Annotated in this window: 16 protein-coding genes; all 16 read right to left on the reverse strand. The window is 61.6% G+C overall.

Features of this window, described 5'->3' with window-relative positions; genetic code table 11:
- Positions 1-441, reverse strand: a 441-nt coding sequence (locus tag ACFMO5_RS02510) for a ubiquinol-cytochrome c reductase iron-sulfur subunit (protein WP_376791197.1), incomplete at its 3' end; no start/stop codon positions are given.
- 53 nt (positions 442-494) lie between these two features.
- Positions 495-1,127: a class I SAM-dependent methyltransferase gene (locus tag ACFMO5_RS02515; protein ID WP_376791198.1), complete on the reverse strand. Its 633-nt coding sequence runs from the start codon at positions 1,125-1,127 to the stop codon at positions 495-497.
- A complete protein-coding gene (locus ACFMO5_RS02520) occupies positions 1,111-1,329 on the reverse strand; it encodes a hypothetical protein (RefSeq protein ID WP_376791199.1) in 219 nt (72 codons plus the stop codon). The genes ACFMO5_RS02515 and ACFMO5_RS02520 overlap by 17 nt, the downstream gene beginning before the upstream one ends.
- 129 nt (positions 1,330-1,458) lie before the next feature.
- On the reverse strand, positions 1,459-1,656 hold the full coding sequence (locus ACFMO5_RS02525; RefSeq protein WP_376791200.1) for a YHS domain-containing protein: 198 nt from the start codon (positions 1,654-1,656) through the stop codon (positions 1,459-1,461).
- Between the two features lie 58 nt (positions 1,657-1,714).
- Positions 1,715-1,858 carry an SHOCT domain-containing protein gene (locus ACFMO5_RS02530; RefSeq protein WP_376791201.1) on the reverse strand — a complete coding sequence of 48 codons (144 nt, stop codon included), beginning with the start codon at positions 1,856-1,858 and terminating at the stop codon, positions 1,715-1,717.
- Positions 1,859-2,047: 189 nt separating this feature from the next.
- Positions 2,048-2,290, reverse strand: coding sequence for a hypothetical protein (locus ACFMO5_RS02535; RefSeq protein ID WP_376791202.1), 243 nt, complete (start codon positions 2,288-2,290; stop codon positions 2,048-2,050).
- 29 nt (positions 2,291-2,319) lie between these two features.
- The gene (locus tag ACFMO5_RS02540; protein ID WP_376791203.1) at positions 2,320-4,884 is read right to left on the reverse strand and encodes a heavy metal translocating P-type ATPase; all 2,565 of its coding nucleotides are present in this window, start codon (positions 4,882-4,884) and stop codon (positions 2,320-2,322) included.
- Positions 4,885-4,896: 12 nt separating this feature from the next.
- Positions 4,897-5,619 (reverse strand): hypothetical protein, encoded by a 723-nt coding sequence (locus ACFMO5_RS02545; protein ID WP_376791204.1) that lies wholly within the window; start codon positions 5,617-5,619, stop codon positions 4,897-4,899.
- Positions 5,620-6,515: 896 nt separating this feature from the next.
- Positions 6,516-7,538 (reverse strand): rod shape-determining protein, encoded by a 1,023-nt coding sequence (locus ACFMO5_RS02550; RefSeq protein WP_376791205.1) that lies wholly within the window; start codon positions 7,536-7,538, stop codon positions 6,516-6,518.
- A gap of 14 nt (positions 7,539-7,552) precedes the next feature.
- Positions 7,553-7,981 (reverse strand): F0F1 ATP synthase subunit epsilon, encoded by a 429-nt coding sequence (locus tag ACFMO5_RS02555; protein WP_376791206.1) that lies wholly within the window; start codon positions 7,979-7,981, stop codon positions 7,553-7,555.
- Positions 7,978-8,718, reverse strand: a complete 741-nt coding sequence (locus tag ACFMO5_RS02560; protein ID WP_376791207.1) for a hypothetical protein — start codon at positions 8,716-8,718, stop codon at positions 7,978-7,980. The genes ACFMO5_RS02555 and ACFMO5_RS02560 overlap by 4 nt, the downstream gene beginning before the upstream one ends.
- Complete coding sequence (atpD, locus tag ACFMO5_RS02565) at positions 8,715-10,124, reverse strand: F0F1 ATP synthase subunit beta (RefSeq protein WP_376791208.1); 1,410 nt, start codon at positions 10,122-10,124, stop codon at positions 8,715-8,717. The genes ACFMO5_RS02560 and atpD overlap by 4 nt, the downstream gene beginning before the upstream one ends.
- Before the next feature lie 63 nt (positions 10,125-10,187).
- Positions 10,188-11,138, reverse strand: a complete 951-nt coding sequence (gene atpG, locus ACFMO5_RS02570) for an ATP synthase F1 subunit gamma (RefSeq protein WP_376791209.1) — start codon at positions 11,136-11,138, stop codon at positions 10,188-10,190.
- 234 nt (positions 11,139-11,372) lie between these two features.
- A complete protein-coding gene (atpA, locus tag ACFMO5_RS02575) occupies positions 11,373-13,064 on the reverse strand; it encodes a F0F1 ATP synthase subunit alpha (protein ID WP_376791210.1) in 1,692 nt (563 codons plus the stop codon).
- Positions 13,065-13,206: 142 nt separating this feature from the next.
- Positions 13,207-14,271, reverse strand: a complete 1,065-nt coding sequence (locus ACFMO5_RS02580) for a M42 family metallopeptidase (protein WP_376791211.1) — start codon at positions 14,269-14,271, stop codon at positions 13,207-13,209.
- Positions 14,272-14,476: 205 nt separating this feature from the next.
- A complete protein-coding gene (locus ACFMO5_RS02585) occupies positions 14,477-15,715 on the reverse strand; it encodes an ABC transporter ATP-binding protein (RefSeq protein ID WP_376791212.1) in 1,239 nt (412 codons plus the stop codon).
- Positions 15,716-15,807 lie beyond the last annotated feature (92 nt).

Raw genomic sequence — 15,807 nt, forward strand, 5'->3', positions numbered from 1 at the left:
AGCGTCCTTCAGGTAGATCACGAAGCGATCCAGATCCCGAGGGGCCGGCCCCTCAATGTAAGTGCCGTCCAGCTGGAACTTCGAGCCGTGGCACGGGCATTCAAAACGGAAATTGCTGGGCACCCACTTGTAGAGACAGCCTAGATGGGTACATACCTTATAGAGGGCCAGGATCCCCTTCTCCGTGTTGACCAGCCAGAACCGTGCATCCGGATATTCCCGAGGGCCTTCTCCAACCTGAGGCAGGACGACCCCAGCGGGGCCAAGCCGGAAGATGCCACCGAATTCCCCCGCGCGGAACCGGGGGAGGGCGAACAAAAGCACCACCCCACCGCTCTCCGCCATAAAGAGGGCCATTGAGGCTGCCCATACATAGGTGAGGAATTCACGTCGGGTGATGCCCGAGGTCGCCGCTGTCGGAAGTGCCTGCGCCTCCGCCATCGCTGCCTCCCCGGAAGAGATCTGGAATTCGTGTAACTTGGCTCGGGCAGCGCTCATAGCCTCGCTTCCGGACGCCGAGCCACAATCCGTTTCACGATGCCGAGGACGGAGGTGTGCAAGGCTTCGATCTCAAAACCGGCCTGCCGAACGTTCTCCACTGTGCGCCGGTTAATGTGTGCTCCGCTCCAGCGAACCACCAAGGGATCCAGGAAATCCATCCACCGCCCCAAAGGGTCGGGAGCCCGAACGTGTTCCAGAAGGATCAACCGGCCTCCGGGCCGGAGCACCCGGTAAGCCTCCCGGAGGCCTCGTATTGGATCGGGAACCGAGCAGAACACCCAGGTGGCTACAACGGTGTCGAAAAACGCATCAGGGAAGGCAAGGCGCTGGGCATCCATTAACAGCATGCGAACCTTCAATCCCAGACGTTGGGCTTTGCCCCGGGCTCGTTCCAGCATCCGCTCGCTCAGGTCCACAGCAGTGATCTCCCACTCCGACCGATAATAGGAGAAATTCTGTCCAGTTCCCACCCCGATCTCCAGAACCCGTGGTCCACAAACGTGCTCCCAGACCCATCGCCGCCATGGCGCGATCAAGAGTTCCAAGGGAGCAGTTTCCAGATCATAAGTGACCGCCCGCCGATTGTAGCGCTCTCGCACCCACGAGGCCTCAGAAACGGCGTTCATCATGCTGAACCCGCCTAGACAAACGGGATGGGAACGTGCTGCAAACCAGCCAGCAGAGGATCAGAAGAAAGACCAAGAGGCCCAGCCCAGTCCCTAAGGCGACCCGCCAGCCGAGCCATGGGAGGATGAATAGCCCCACCAGCGGCAATGTGCACACCCATATCAAGAAGGCCATGGCCATTGTTTCCGAACGGGTTCCCATGGGATCCTCTCTCTCGGCGGAATAGCCCTTCCCCTTCCCACAGCTCTGCATCACCCCCACTACATAAAAATTTTTTGAGGGTGGGCCGGATGCCCCCAGCACCCGGCCCACCTCAGCAGGACAGCCCTGTTAGTGGTGAGGTCCATGCAGGCCGCCGTGGGCCTCCGGGTGCTCCGGACGGGCCTTGCCTACATACTTCTCCGGATCTTTATCGAAAGCGGCTTTACAACCCACGGAGCAGAAGTAATAGGTCTGGCCCTTATACACAGAGGTGGCGGCCGCTTTGGCCTCCTCAACCTCCATCCCACACACGAGATCCTTCGCCATGGGTTCGCCTCCTATAGAAGTTCGAATGGGCTCCGCCAGCTGTCCTCCTCCGCTTCCGCTAACAGCCATGGCCCCCATGAGCGGCATGGCCGCCCTGAGGCTGCTGCGCCTCTTCCTCCAGGCCCAGAACGCGCTTCATCTCCTCGAATTGCTCCCGGGTGATCTCCCCCAGGGCGTATCGCCGCTTCAAGATGTCGAGCAACGACGCTTCTTGAGAGGAGCTGGAGGGATGAGCACGCTCGGAGTGTTGAGAATGTCCCATCAGATGCATCATGCAGCACATCGCTCTTCACCTCCTTCCTTTGAATATAGGAGTTACCCCATTCAGAGCCCGCGAGAGGAGGTGTAAGGGTCCATCTCCCTTCATCCCCTCGAGGAAATCCCCTCGCGATCATGCACCTCCGCTTGATGTATGGCGCCCACGTTTCCGGTAATAAGTGGTGACCAGCGGCATGGTAACGATCATGCTTAACAGGAAGACCCAGGCCGCGCCGCCCCACCGGGCGACCTCGGAATACCCTCCCTTCCATGTCGCTGCCCCGAAGAACAATAAAGCTGCCAACAAGGAAATCGCCGTGTAAGTGATTGCGCTGCGCCGCGCGATCTCACGTCCGATGGGCTCCATGGACTCCATATCCAGGACCTCCTTGAAAAGATCGCCCCTCACTGGCCGCTGGGGGCCGATGCCGCCACCGGATGAACACGGGCGGTTGAGCGTTCTTCCCGGCGCAGGGCCGGCACATAGCCTCGCATCCGCAGGGTGTTCAGGGTGACCGTGAGGGAACTTATGGCCATGAGGAAAGCGGCCCACTCCGGGCTGACCACCACCCGGAAGGTCGGGTAAAGGACTCCCGCTGCGATTGGGATGCTGACCGTGTTGTAAATAAAGGCCCAGAAAAGGTTCTCCTTCACTTTACGCATCGTGGCCCGGGCGATATCCAAAGCGACCACCACATCCCGCAGATCCTCGCGGATCAGGATGACATGCCCGGTCTCTTTGGCGATATCCGTGCCCGAACCGATGGCGATCCCCACATCGGCTTGGGCGAGGGCCGGCGCATCGTTCACTCCATCCCCAACCATCGCCACCCGATGTCCCTGTTGCTGTAACCGGCGGATCTCCGCCGCCTTATCTTGAGGCAGGACCTCCGCCAGCACCCGGTCGATGCCGAGCTGACGGGCGATGGCCTCCGCGGTGCGTCGGTTGTCCCCGGTCAGCATCACCACCTTCAGGCCCATTGCCTGCAGCCGCCGGATCGCCTCTATGGCGTAAGGTTTTAAGGTATCGGCGACGGCGAGCAGGCCCAGCGCCTGGTCGGAGCGGGCGAGGAACATCACTGTTTTGCCCTCCCGCTCCAGGGCTTCGGCCTGGGGTTGCAGGCCGGAGAGATCGATCCCGTGCTCCCTCATCAGCTTACGGTTGCCCAGGAGGATCCTCTCTCCTTGATAGCGGGCCTCCACGCCATGCCCAGGGATGGCTTGGAAGGCCTCCGCATCCGGGATCTCCAGGCCCCGAGCGCGCGCGGCTCGGAGGACTGCTTCCCCCAGCGGATGTTCGCTGTTCTTCTCGGCCAGGGCGGCCCACCACAGGACCTCCTCAGGGGTGACCCCCTCCACAGCGATCACATCGGTCACGGAAGGCTCGCCGCGCGTCAGCGTCCCCGTCTTATCAAAGACGATAGCAGTCAGCTTGGTGGCGTTCTCAATGGCCTCCGCGTTCTTGAAGAGAACCCCATGTTCGGCAGCCTTCCCGGTGCCGGCCATGATGGCGCTGGGCGTGGCCAGGCCTACTGCGCACGGGCATGAGATCACCAGCACCGTGACGCTCAGGAGCAGGGAGAAGCCAAAGACGCCGATCTCGCCCAGCCGGTAGGGTGAGAGCAAAAAGGCGCTGTTCGGGTCGAAGAAGCGCTCATAGCCCACGAAGAACCAGAAGATGAAAACCAGGATCGCTAACAGATGCACGCCCAGGATGAAATGGCCAGCCACCCAATCCGCCAGCTTCTGGATCGGCGCCTTGCTGGCCTGGGCTTCCTCCACCAGCCGGATGATCTGGGCCAAGGCGGTCTCCGCGCCCACCCGCGTCGCCCGGAACTTAAAGGCCCCGGTTTTATTCATTGTCCCCCCAATCACTTCATCCCCCGGCCGCTTCTCCACAGGCATCGACTCGCCCGTCAGCATGCTTTCATCCACTGCGGAGTAGCCCTCCACGACCACCCCATCCACCGGGATCTGCTCGCCGGGCCGGACCAAGATGAGATCCCCGACGATCACCTCCTCCACCGGCACCTCGATCTCCTGTCCATCGCGTAGGACCCGGGCGCGTTTGGGTTGCAATTTCATCAGCTTGCGAATCGCCTCGCTCGTCCGCCCGCGGGTAACCGCCTCGAGAAACCGACCCAGAACGATAAAAGCCGTCAACAGCGCGGCCGATTCAAAGAAGGTAGCCCCCTCGCCTCCAAATCCAGCTTTAGGAAAGAACGTGTTGATCAGGGCGATGCCGTAAGCGGCTCCGATGCCGGTCGCATAAAGCAGGTTCATGTCGGTGACACCGTGCCGCAGCCCACGCCATGAATTTACGAAGAATTGGCGCCCTGGTCCCAGGACAACGGGCGTAGTCAGCAGGGCCAGGACCCACTTATAGCCCAACCACTCCGGAACGATGGCGGGCAGAATCCAGTAATCCCGGAAAGTGCCCAGCATCACCAAGAGGGCGAGAGGGGCAGCAAAGAGCAGATACAGCCCCTGACGTCGGATCTCCCGTTGTCGGGCCTCCCGCTCTCGATCCAGCGCGCTAACCCCTTCCTCCTGCACTCGCGCCTCATAGCCTACGGCCTGAACCGCACGGATCATTTGAGCGGGCGTGACCAGGCCGGGGATGTATTCCACACGGGCAAGACCCAACCCCAGATGGACGGTTGCCTGCAGGACCCCTTCCAATTCCCGCAATGCCCCCTCCACATGCGCCACACAGGAAGCGCAAGTCATCCCAGAGATCTGGAGGGTGGTTTGAGCGGTTGCCACTTGGTAACCCACTTCCTGGATCGCAGCGACGAGGCGGGCCAAATCAACACGTTCAGGCTCATAAGCCACCAGCGCCCGCCCCCCGTTCACATTCACCTGAACCTGGGCTACACCCTCGATCCCCTTCAGGACCCCCTCGATGGTCGCCGCACAGGAGGCACAGCTCATCCCGAGGATCGGCAGGCTCACCTGTTGAAGGGCCATCGATTTCCTCCTTCAAGAGAGATGGAGAGCGATTGGAAGCTTCATCTGTTTACGCAGCCGCAAGAGCTCCCGCCCCATCCATAGGATCCCCACCAGATTCGTGCCGATCCCTACCACCATAAAGGGGATGCGATATTGATTCAGCAGCGTGGCAGCGGCAGAGAGGCCCAGGAGCGGCAGCGCGTCGGTAATGTGGTGGGCGCAGCATGCGACCATGGCAACGCTGGAGGTGCCTGTTCCGGCCGCGGTCAGGGCGGTTGGCGCATGAGGGTTCGCGCCACATGCGCGCAGTCGCCTCAGATGGATGTAAAGCCCAACTTGGATCCCGAACCCAGCTGCAATCGCGCCCACCAGCCATCGGTCCCCCCATAGGAGCTCCAAGGCATGCCTCCAGCCCTGGGCCAGGGTCACCAGGCCCAAGTAAAGCCCGACCAGCAAACCCGCCCCCAGCAGACCAGCCCCGAACGGGACCCCAATGGCATGGAGCCATGTCTGAAGGGAGGAGAATCCCATAGACTGCTGAGGCAATTCTGCCTCACAGCCCTGACTGCGAACGACCTGTAAGATCCGGTGAAGCCGGAAGCTCGGCGGATGATAGAACAAAATCACCTCCTGAGCTGCGAAGTTCACCGTCGCCCAGATCACCCCTTCCTGCTGTCGCAATGCTTTTTCCAGGGAAATCGCCTTTCCCGCGTCCTGAAGTCCCCGGATCGGAATCCGCATCTGACCGATCATCATTCTCCGAGCTCCCTAGCCCCGTTCCTGTCTTAGCGCGCCCATCTTGCCTTAGGAAGCAGATTCAGCGGTGAAGATTGCGGCAAGAGATTTCAGGCAATTTCACTGTAACAAGCGAACGGGCCCACCAGTAGCGCCATCCGGTAGATCCCCCCCTCCGCTCTTCAATGGATCCCAGCCCTCGACCGTTCGGTCGATGCCTCCGCTTTACGATCCTTCGGGTTGTGGAAACTGGACTCTGGGAAAACGCGTCCATTTCCTCATCTGGAGGATTTCGGGGTGGGGCCGCCGAAGGTGACCCCATCCCAAAATCCCTCCTCCCCGCGACCCTTCGGGCTGCGGGGAGGGACTTGCCCAGCACAAGGGAGAGACCCAGACGAGAAGTCAGGCCGTCCGTTTCTCCAAGGTCCAATCTCGCAGAGGTTAGGGTTGCGTAGCTGGTTTCCTCACTAAGAGCTTTTGGAGGGCTCCCGCCTCTTCTCGTAGGCCCCGAACGGTGCAACTCTAAATCTCTAGAGGTTTCAAGAGGATCAGCTCGAAGAGAAGAAAAAATCCGCTCGCCCGGAGGTCGGGCGAGCGGATTTCCAGAAGGGCCTGAGGGTCCGCGCGGCGAGCACTTATCCCCCTGGCCATGGCCCAAGCCCTGGCTATGGGACATTTAGTGCTTCTTCCACTTTCCTTTCACTTTTGTTTTGGGGATATGCAGTGAAGGGAGCGGCTGACCCCACTCCCATGGATCCCCCCTCCCCACAGCCCCAAGGACCGTGGGGATAAAAAAACATTTGGGGGCGAGCCGGGCGCCAAAGGTGCCCAACTCGCCCCCAAAGCCCCACGAGGAAACGGATCGCATAACGCCTCATCAAATGTGGAAAAAGCAGTAGCCTAAGGACAAAATGCTACAGCGAGGACCAGATGGTGACCAGTGTGCGATGGAACAGATGGATTTGCTCCAGAGCCCTCCCCGCCCCAAGCGCCACACACGCCATCGGGGCATCCGCCACATAAGCGGGGACCCCTGTCTGCTGGGTGAGGAATTCATCCAGCCGCCGGAGCATCGCTCCACCACCCACCAGGGCCATCCCCCGATCGATGATGTCCGCAGCCAGCTCCGGAGGCGTACGCTCCAAGACCGCCCGGACCACCCCGACGATCGCTTGGAGAAGCTCTTGGATTGCTTCCAGGACTTCGTCAGAGGTCAGTGTGATCGTGCGGGGCAAACCGGTTACCAAATCCCTACCTTGCACTTCCATACGAAGAGGGGGATCGATGGGAAGGGCAGTCCCGATCTGGATTTTCACCTGCTCCGCCGTTGGCTCTCCAATGGCCAGGTTATATTTCCGACGCACATAGCCGATGATCGCCTCATCCATCCGGATGCCACCCACGCGGACTGAGTGGGCGGTGACAATCCCCAGCATCGAGATCACCGCGGCCTCCGTCGTGCCACCCCCCAGGTCAACCACCATATTGCCCGTTGGCGTATCCACCGGAAGGCCCGCTCCCAGCGCGGCCGCCAGCGGCTCCGGGATCAGATAGACATGGCCGGGATGGGCCCCGGCCGCCACCGCCGCTTCATGCACGGCTCGGCTCTCCACGCTGGTCACTCCATAAGGCACCGAAATCATCACATGGGGGCGAAAAAGACGAATGGGGCCACAGACCTTGCCGATGAAATACCGGAGCATCCGCTCCGTCACATAGTAATCCGCGATCACGCCGTCCCGGAGCGGGCGGATCACCTCAATGATCTCCGGGGTGCGGCCATACATCGCCCGGGCCTCCTCCCCCACGGCGAGGATCTCATCCCCATCCCTCGGCATGGCCACCACCGAGGGCTCCTGCAGGATGATCCCCCGACCCACCTCATAGACCAGCACGTTGGCCGTCCCAAGGTCAATGCCCAGACGCTTGGTGAGCATCAATAGCGACCCCCTTACCCCGAAGATCCCTCTCGCCGGGTCCGACGGCGACGGGCCACTTCCAGGCGGACCCGAGAACGGCGCAGCGCGGCCAAGGCGGTGTTGAGATCGATGCCTGCCGGCCGCTCCTTCAGGATCTGCTCGGCCCGCTGACGGGCTTCCTCGGCCCGGGCCACGTCGATCTCCTCGGCCTGCTCCGCCACATCCGCCAGTACGATCACGCGCTCGGGGGTCACTTCCATAAAGCCCCCGTGGATCGCAAACCAGAGTTCCTCCGCCCCCCGCCGGGCCAGCAACGGCCCGATGCCCAGGGCAGTGAGCAGCGGTGCGTGCCCCGGCAGGATCCCCAATTCTCCCTCCACCCCGGGGGCCACCACCATATCCACATCCCCGCTGAATAAAGCCCGCTCCTGGGTGACGATCTCCAGACGAATCGGGCTCATCCCAGGATCTCCTCCCTCAAATGGATCCAGCGCGACAGCAGCTCCGGAAGCCCCGCCTCCTCCGCCAGGCCCCGGACCGCCGCCTCCAGATATTCTAAGTCCAGATGATCCCGCTGGGTTTCCAGCACCCCGCGCACATCGTTCTGATCGATTGGCTCCCAGCGCGCCAGCTTGTAAGCGATTAGCTCCTCCGGTGCCACGAAACGCAGCGGGATTCCGAACAGGACAAACTCCCGTGCGCGGCGGATGGCTTGAATGTCCAACTGCAAGGAAGCGGATCGCAGATCCACTGAAAAGCGCCGGGTGAAGGCGAGCTGGACCGGGCGTCCCTCCTGGAGCCTTGGCAGCGCCATCGGGCTTACCGCGAACCCTTCCTCATCGAAGGCCTGCAGGAGGGCTGGCATCTGCTCCGGCGGGGCGAGCAGGCCCACATCCACGTCCACCGTTGTCCGGGCGATCCCCCAGAGGGCGGCCGCCAACCCTCCCAAAATCGCGTAGGGCACCCAGAGACGCTCAAGGACGCGGTGAAGCCGTCGCAACATCTCATGAAAAGGTTGAGGGACCGCCGTCCCCTCCATCCGTTCCACCTCCTCCAGGAAACTACAAAGGGCCTCCAGCGTCTCCAACCGCTCGGACAGAGGGGCGCAGGCGAACGCCCTCCACTCCGCCTCCCGGAGGGCTCGATATTCCGCGATAATCCCGGGCCATCGCTCGCGTGGATCGTTTTCCAGGCTCATCGCAATTCGCCCCGCCGCAGGCGCTCGGCCTTCTCCACCGCCTCGTCGATGGTGCCGACCATATAGAAGGCCGCCTCGGGGAGATCGTCATGCTTCCCTTCCAGGATCTCCTTGAACCCACGCACGGTCTCCTTCAGCGGGACGTAACGCCCAGGCAGCCCGGTGAATTGCTCGGCCACGAACATGGGCTGGCTGAAGAACCGCTCGATCTTCCGGGCACGGGCCACGATCAGCTTGTCCTCCTCGGATAGCTCATCGATGCCCAGGATGGCGATGATGTCCTGCAGGTCCTTGTAACGCTGAAGCACCCGCTGCACCTCCCGGGCCACCGTGTAATGCTCCTCCCCCACGATCCGGGGATCCAGGATTCGGCTGGTGGAGGCCAGGGGATCCACCGCCGGGTAGATGCCCTTCTCCGCGATACTCCGCTCCAGGGCGATGGTGGCGTCGAGGTGGGCGAACGTGGCCACCGGCGCCGGGTCGGAATAGTCATCCGCCGGCACATACACGGCCTGCATCGAGGTGATGGCCCCGCGTCGGGTGGAGGTGATGCGCTCCTGGAGCTGCCCCATCTCGAAGGCCAGGGTGGGCTGGTATCCGACCGCGGAGGGCATACGGCCGAGGAGCGCCGAGACCTCAGAGCCGGACATCACGAAGCGGAAGATGTTATCGATGAAGATGAGCACATCCCGCCCTTGATCCCGGAAATACTCGGCCATCGTCAGGGCCGTCAGGCCCACGCGCAGGCGCACCCCCGGGGGCTCGTTCATCTGCCCGAAGACCATCACCGTCTTGTCGATCACCCCTGCTTCGATCATCTCGCGATAGAGCTGGGTGCCCTCGCGGGTGCGCTCGCCGATCCCGGCGAAGACGGAGATCCCTTTATGGACGGTGGCGATGTTCCGGATGAGCTCCATGATGATCACGGTCTTGCCCACCCCCGCGCCACCGAACACCGCCACCTTGCCGCCTCGCATGAACGGGGCGATGAGATCGATCACCTTCAGCCCAGTCTCGAACACCTCAATCTGGGTGGATTGCTCCTCCAGGGCCGGGGGCGGCTGATGGATCGGCCGGTATTCCTGAGCGTGGACCGGGCCCTTCTCGTCGATCGGCTCCCCCAGCACATTGAACACGCGACCGAGGGTGGCCTCCCCAACCGGCACCGTGATGGGGGCGCCGGTGTCATACGCGATCATCCCCCGGCGGAGCCCATCGGTGGTGTCCATCGCGATGCAACGGACCGTCCCACCGCTTAGGTGTTGCTGCACCTCCAACACCAAACGGTGACCGTCCCGAGGCACCTCGATCGCGTTATAGATATCCGGCAATTCCTCAGGCGGGAATTCCACATCCACCACGTTCCCCATGATCTGCACGATGCGACCCACCGAGCCTTTCGCCATGCCGATCTACCTCCTGTCGGGCAAATTTTGTCCTTTGAGGGCGGCTCCAACATTCCTGAGATATTAGCGCCTCGGTCCTACACGTGTCCGGGCCTGGATCTGAGCCCGCGCCGCCTGGCGCATAGCCTCCGCCCCTCCTGCGATGTCCAGCATCTCGCTGGTGATCGATTGCTGACGAGCTTTGTTGTAACTTAAGGTCAACGTGTAGATCAGGTTCTCCGCATTCTCGGTGGCGTTCCGCATGGCCACCATACGGGCCGAGTGCTCGCTGGCCAGGCTTTCCAGAACCGCCTGATAGACCTGAAGCTCCACGAACCGCGGCAGGATCACCTCCAGCAACTGAGCCGGATCCGGCTCATAAATGAACGTTTTGTTCGCCACCGCCCGGGTGTCCAGCCGCTCCACTGCTTCAGGGACAGCGGGTTCATAGCCCTGGGCCAGGCGAAGGGGAAGCAGGCGACGGACGCGGGGGCGCTGAACCATCGTATTGATGAAATCCGTATAGGCCACGTATACTTCATCCACATTCCCTTTTAAGAACTCCTCCATGGCCACATGGGCGATGGGGCGGATCTCCATAAAGCGCGGCCAGCGGGGCAAGGGGGAAAAATCCGCCACCAAGGCTCCCCGGACCCGCGCCACGGCATCCCGACCTTTGCGGCCTGCGGTCAGGAAGGCCACCGGCGCGCGGCTGACCGCCGCGAACCGGAACGCCAGGCGGATGATGTTATCGTTGTAAGCACCGCACAGCCCCCGATCCGCGGTGATCAGGATCAGCAGGACCCGACGCACCGGCCGCACCTCCAGCAACGGATGGAGCAACGCGCTGGCTTCCGCCTGATGGGCCAGGTGCACCAATACCTCCCAGGCCTTCTGAGAATACGGACGGGAGGCCAGGGTCATCTCCTGGGCCCGCCTCATCTTGGAAGCCGAGACCGCCTCCATCGCCCGGGTAATCTGAGCGATGCTGCGTACCGTTCGAATTCGACGCCGCAACTCCCGCAAAGTGGGCACGCCTTTAACCTCCTATCTGGAGATGCTGGATCTCCCCCCAGCACTGGAGCACCGAGGGCAGAGGAACCCTCTCCACTCCCTTCGCTGTGGCTCGAGCTGCCTGGCCAACCACCATCACATCCGGAGCGCACTGCCATGGGCCTGTTTGGAACAGCGAAGCAGATCAGGATAAAAGGGTTCAACCGCCACCCGGACCCGCGCGCCTGTAGCGACGGTCATTGGGGCGTTCTCCCATCATCCGGCCAACCAGCCGCGGTTGAACTCCTCGATGGCCCGCCGTAATTTCTCCTCAGTTTCCTTCGTGAGCTCCCTCCGCTCTGCGATGTCGCGGCCGACTTCCGGATAGTTAACCGCCATAAAGCGGAGGAACTCCTTCTCCCATTGGCGCACCCTCTCCACCGGGATCGTATCGAGATATCCATTGGTCCCGGCGAAGATCACCATCACTTGCTCCTCCAGGGGCATCGGCTCATATTGAGGCTGCTTGAGGATCTCGGTGAGCCGCTTGCCCCGCTCGATGATCGCCAAGGTCGTCTTATCCAGATCCGATCCAAATTGCACGAAGGCGGCCAGCTCCCGGAACTGGGCCATCTCCAGGCGTAGGCGCCCGGCCACCTGCTTCATGGCCCTCGTCTGAGCCGCGCCGCCCACCCGGGACACCGAGATCCCCACGTTGATCGCCGGACGGATACCTGCATTGAAGAGATCCGCCTCCAGGTAGATCTGGCCGTCGGTGATGGAGATCACATTGGTCGGGATGTAAGCGGAGACGTCGCCCAGCTGGGTCTCCACGATCGGCAACGCGGTGAGGCTCCCACCAGATCCCTTTACCTTCAGGATCTTCAGATTGTCCTTGTCTGGGCGGGCCTCTAAAGCCTTCTGGGCCTCTTTATATCCGAGCGGCCCGGTGTAGATTTTCCCATCGATTCCCTCTTTAGTGTCCTCAGGCGCGTCTTTAGGGACAATAATGTATTTATTTGCCAGGCGAGCGGCGCGTTCCAGCAGACGGGAGTGAAGATAGAAGATGTCACCGGGGTAAGCCTCCCGGCCCGGCGGGCGTCGGAGGAGCAGCGAGACCTGGCGGTAGGCCCAAGCGTGCTTGGTGAGGTCGTCGTAGACGATCAGGGCGTCGTTGACCAGCTGCCCATCGAGGATAACTCCGTTCTCCATCACCTCCTCGCCCATGGCGCAACCCGCGTAAGGGGCGATGTACTGCAAAGCCGCAGGGTCGGAGGCGGTGGCGGCCACGACGATGGTGTAATCCATCGCCCCATAGCGTTCGAGGATGGCCACCAGACGGGCCACCTGAGCCCGCTTCTGGCCAATGGCCACATAGATACAGACCATCCCCTTGCCCTTCTGGTTGATGATGGTGTCCACCGCGATCGCCGTCTTACCCGTCTGGCGGTCGCCGATAATGAGCTCCCGTTGCCCGCGGCCGATGGGGATCATCGCATCGATCGCCTTGATCCCCGTCTGCACAGGGGTATCCACATCCTGGCGCTTGGTCACCCCGGGAGCGATCCGCTCGATAGGACGGTAACGATCGGTCACAATGGGGCCCTTGCCGTCCAGGGGACGCCCCAGGGGATCCACCACGCGGCCCAGCAGCGCTTGGCCGACAGGCACGGAGGCGATCCGACCGGTGCCGCGGACCTTCATCCCTTGGCGGATCCCGCTGAAATCCCCCAGGATGATCACGCCGACGTTGTCGCGCTCCAAGTTGAAGGCGATCCCCATCACCCCGTTCTCGAACTCCACCAGCTCGCTGGCCATGACGTTGCTGAGGCCCGAGCACCGGGCGATCCCATCTCCTGCTTCGATGACCTCGCCGATCTCAGCCACTTCCACTTGGGGGGCATAAGCCTCGATCCGTTGCTGAAGAGAAGCGATGAGCTCTTGCCAGGCATCCGTCCGATCCGTCATCGCTCACCTCGCGTGTAAAAGTGTGTCCGAAATTCTCCTCAACCGCTCTTACACGAATACGGAGAGCTGGAATTCTCCAGATCTCCTTACCTGTGCGCACAAACTGTGAAAAGCATCACGTAGGTTATTATACTGGATGCTTTCATAACTTCAAACGCGCGCTGGTTTCGGCGTCCAGACGTTGGACCAAAGCGGTGACCAAGGCGATCGCGCGTTCGACGTCTTCTCGATGGATGATGGCGCTGTGGCTGTGGATGTGCCGCGCCGGGACGCCGATCACCAGGGTGGGCACCCCACCTTTATGGAGGTGGATCACGCCGCCATCCGTGGCCCCACCTTCAATCACGGAAAACTGAACGGGGATCCCCATGGATTGCGCAGTTTCCACGGCGAGGTCCCGCAACCGGAGATTCGGGATCATCCGCGCGTCGTAGACCACGATGGTAGGCCCCCCGCCGAGTTTCACCGGGGATTCCTCCGGCTTGATTCCAGGCACATCCCCGGCGATGTCCGATTCCAAGATCAGAGCTACATCCGGATTCACCTTCTCGACGCTGGTCGCCGCTCCCCGCAGCCCGACCTCCTCTTGCACGGTCGCCACCCCATAAACCGTATTGGGATGGCCCTCACGGGCCAGCCGTCGCATGACTTCAACCAACACCGCACAACCCACCCGGTCATCGAAAGCTTTCGCCAGATAAGCTTTGCCGCTGACCAGCACCTGGAAGGGGGCAAGGGGAACGATGGGATCGCCCACCCGCACCCCTGCCTCCTCCACCTCCTTGGCCGAGGTCGCCCCGATGTCGATGTACATGTCCTTTTTCTCGACCACCTTTTTCCGTTCGTCCGCCGAAAGCAGGTGGGGCGGCTTGGCGCCGATCACACCCACCACATCTCCTTTATGGGTCTTGATCACCACACGCTGGCCGAGAAGGACCTGGTCGAACCATCCACCCAGGGGCGTGAATCGAATGAATCCCTCCTGGGTGATGTATTTGACCATGAAGCCGATCTCATCCATATGGGCGGCGAGCATCACCCGAGGCCCACCCTCCCCCCGCCGGCAGATCAAGCTGCCGATGTGATCCTGCTCGATCTCCCCCAGGCCTTCCAGGAGCCCGCGCATCACCTCCCGGATCTCCATTTCGTAACCCGGGACGCCATGAGCCTCTGTTAGGGTCTTGAGCAACATCGCAAGCTCGTCCATCGGTTCCACCTCCTGAGGTATGGCAGAAGTTGACCTAATGAGCCCCGTAGGAGGGGCAAATGCCCTCCCTCTCCGCAGCCTGGAGAGCTGCGGAGAGAAAAACCCTGCGGATCACCCTCGTTGGTTAGAGAGCCCTTCCAGTGCCCGTCTGCAGAGATCGCTTACATCGACAAAGCGTGCATGGGCCGCGAAACTCTGGGAAAGCTTACCGTGAGGAAACGCCGTGAGGAATCGACAGCCGTTCATGCTCCCAGCGGCCGTTCATCGTCAACAGCCCATAGCGCTCTGGATGATGACCCCGAATCACTCGAAACACATAAGCACGATCATGATAATCGAAGATCTCGATATCCCGTTCATCGGTTGCCGATACCGAGATCAGATAAGTCCCTTCTAGGAGCGGCAGGGTGGGGATCGAGTAAATAAGTTCCCCCTCCCCCTCCACCCATGGGATCTGGAAACCGGAGAAGGCCGTGTTGGGGCCGCAGATCTGCACCCCATCATGACGATGGATCGCCAGCCCAAAAATGGGCCTCGCGATCCGCTCCACAGCGCGATAACGCAGATGGATGCGCAGGGCCTCTCCTGTCTCGAACTGATAACGCTCCACCCCGGTTGCGTCGGTGAGATAGACCTGCTCAATGCGCAGGCGGCCGCTCCCCCAGCGGGGGAAAGCGTTCTCACGATTGTGGGCTTCCAGAGCCCGTTCGTCCCGCCGGCGGACTTGATCCAGGTAGGCCTGCACGACCGCTGCCGGAGCGCCCTCCATCCGGATCCGGCCATGATCGAACCATAATGCCCGATGACACAAACGCTGCACAGCATCCAAATCGTGAGAGACCAGAAGGATCGTCACCCCAGAGCGTTGAAGATTGAATAGATGGTCTAGACATTTCCGCTGAAAGGCCGCGTCACCGACAGCCAGCACTTCATCCACCAAGAGGATCTCTGCATCTAGATATACAGAGACCGCAAAGGCCAAACGGATATACATCCCGGATGAATAGTGCTTCACCGGGACATCGATGTAATCCTCCAATTCGGCAAAAGCCACGATCGCATCCAGGCGGCGTGCCATCTCTCGGCGGGGGATGCCCAGGAAGGCGCCGTTTAAGAAAATGTTTTCCCGGCCTGTCAACTCCGGATGGAAGCCCACCCCCAGTTCCAGCAAGGCGGCCACCCGTCCTCGGACCTCCACCCGACCGGAGGTGGGCTCCAGGACGCGCGCGGCCAACTTGAGGACCGTGCTCTTGCCTGCCCCATTCGGCCCGATCAGCCCGACCGTTTCCCCGGGTTGAATTTCAAAAGAAACATCCCGCAGCGCCCAGAAGATATCGGGGGAGCGCCGCTTGAGCCGCCAACCTTCGATGAAGAGCTCATGAAAGGAGCGAGGACGCTGACGATGTGCGTGGAAGTATTTAGAGACTCTGTCGAACCGGATCATCTCCCCTCTTGCCTTTAGATTCGTTTCTGGCCATGTTGCAAACCGAGGTTGTCATTTCGTAGGATTTCTGTGGGCTGTGGGCCGCCTTCGGC

It is taken from the genome of Thermoflexus sp. (genome assembly GCF_042408365.1).
Lineage (GTDB): Bacteria > Chloroflexota > Anaerolineae > Thermoflexales > Thermoflexaceae > Thermoflexus.

Bases quoted from the DNA above. Each gene is read 5' to 3' on its own strand.
- ACFMO5_RS02515 (WP_376791198.1), bottom strand. From the start codon at position 1,127: ATGAACGCCGTTTCTGAGGCCTCGTGGGTGCGAGAGCGCTACAATCGG.
- ACFMO5_RS02520 (WP_376791199.1), bottom strand. From the start codon at position 1,329: ATGGGAACCCGTTCGGAAACAATGGCCATGGCCTTCTTGATATGGGTG.
- ACFMO5_RS02525 (WP_376791200.1), bottom strand. From the start codon at position 1,656: ATGGCGAAGGATCTCGTGTGTGGGATGGAGGTTGAGGAGGCCAAAGCG.
- ACFMO5_RS02535 (WP_376791202.1), bottom strand. From the start codon at position 2,290: ATGGAGTCCATGGAGCCCATCGGACGTGAGATCGCGCGGCGCAGCGCA.
- ACFMO5_RS02540 (WP_376791203.1), bottom strand. From the start codon at position 4,884: ATGGCCCTTCAACAGGTGAGCCTGCCGATCCTCGGGATGAGCTGTGCC.
- ACFMO5_RS02545 (WP_376791204.1), bottom strand. From the start codon at position 5,619: ATGATCGGTCAGATGCGGATTCCGATCCGGGGACTTCAGGACGCGGGA.
- ACFMO5_RS02550 (WP_376791205.1), bottom strand. From the start codon at position 7,538: ATGCTCACCAAGCGTCTGGGCATTGACCTTGGGACGGCCAACGTGCTG.
- ACFMO5_RS02555 (WP_376791206.1), bottom strand. From the start codon at position 7,981: ATGAGCCCGATTCGTCTGGAGATCGTCACCCAGGAGCGGGCTTTATTC.
- ACFMO5_RS02560 (WP_376791207.1), bottom strand. From the start codon at position 8,718: ATGAGCCTGGAAAACGATCCACGCGAGCGATGGCCCGGGATTATCGCG.
- atpD (WP_376791208.1), bottom strand. From the start codon at position 10,124: ATGGCGAAAGGCTCGGTGGGTCGCATCGTGCAGATCATGGGGAACGTG.
- atpA (WP_376791210.1), bottom strand. From the start codon at position 13,064: ATGACGGATCGGACGGATGCCTGGCAAGAGCTCATCGCTTCTCTTCAG.
- ACFMO5_RS02580 (WP_376791211.1), bottom strand. From the start codon at position 14,271: ATGGACGAGCTTGCGATGTTGCTCAAGACCCTAACAGAGGCTCATGGC.
- ACFMO5_RS02585 (WP_376791212.1), bottom strand. From the start codon at position 15,715: ATGATCCGGTTCGACAGAGTCTCTAAATACTTCCACGCACATCGTCAG.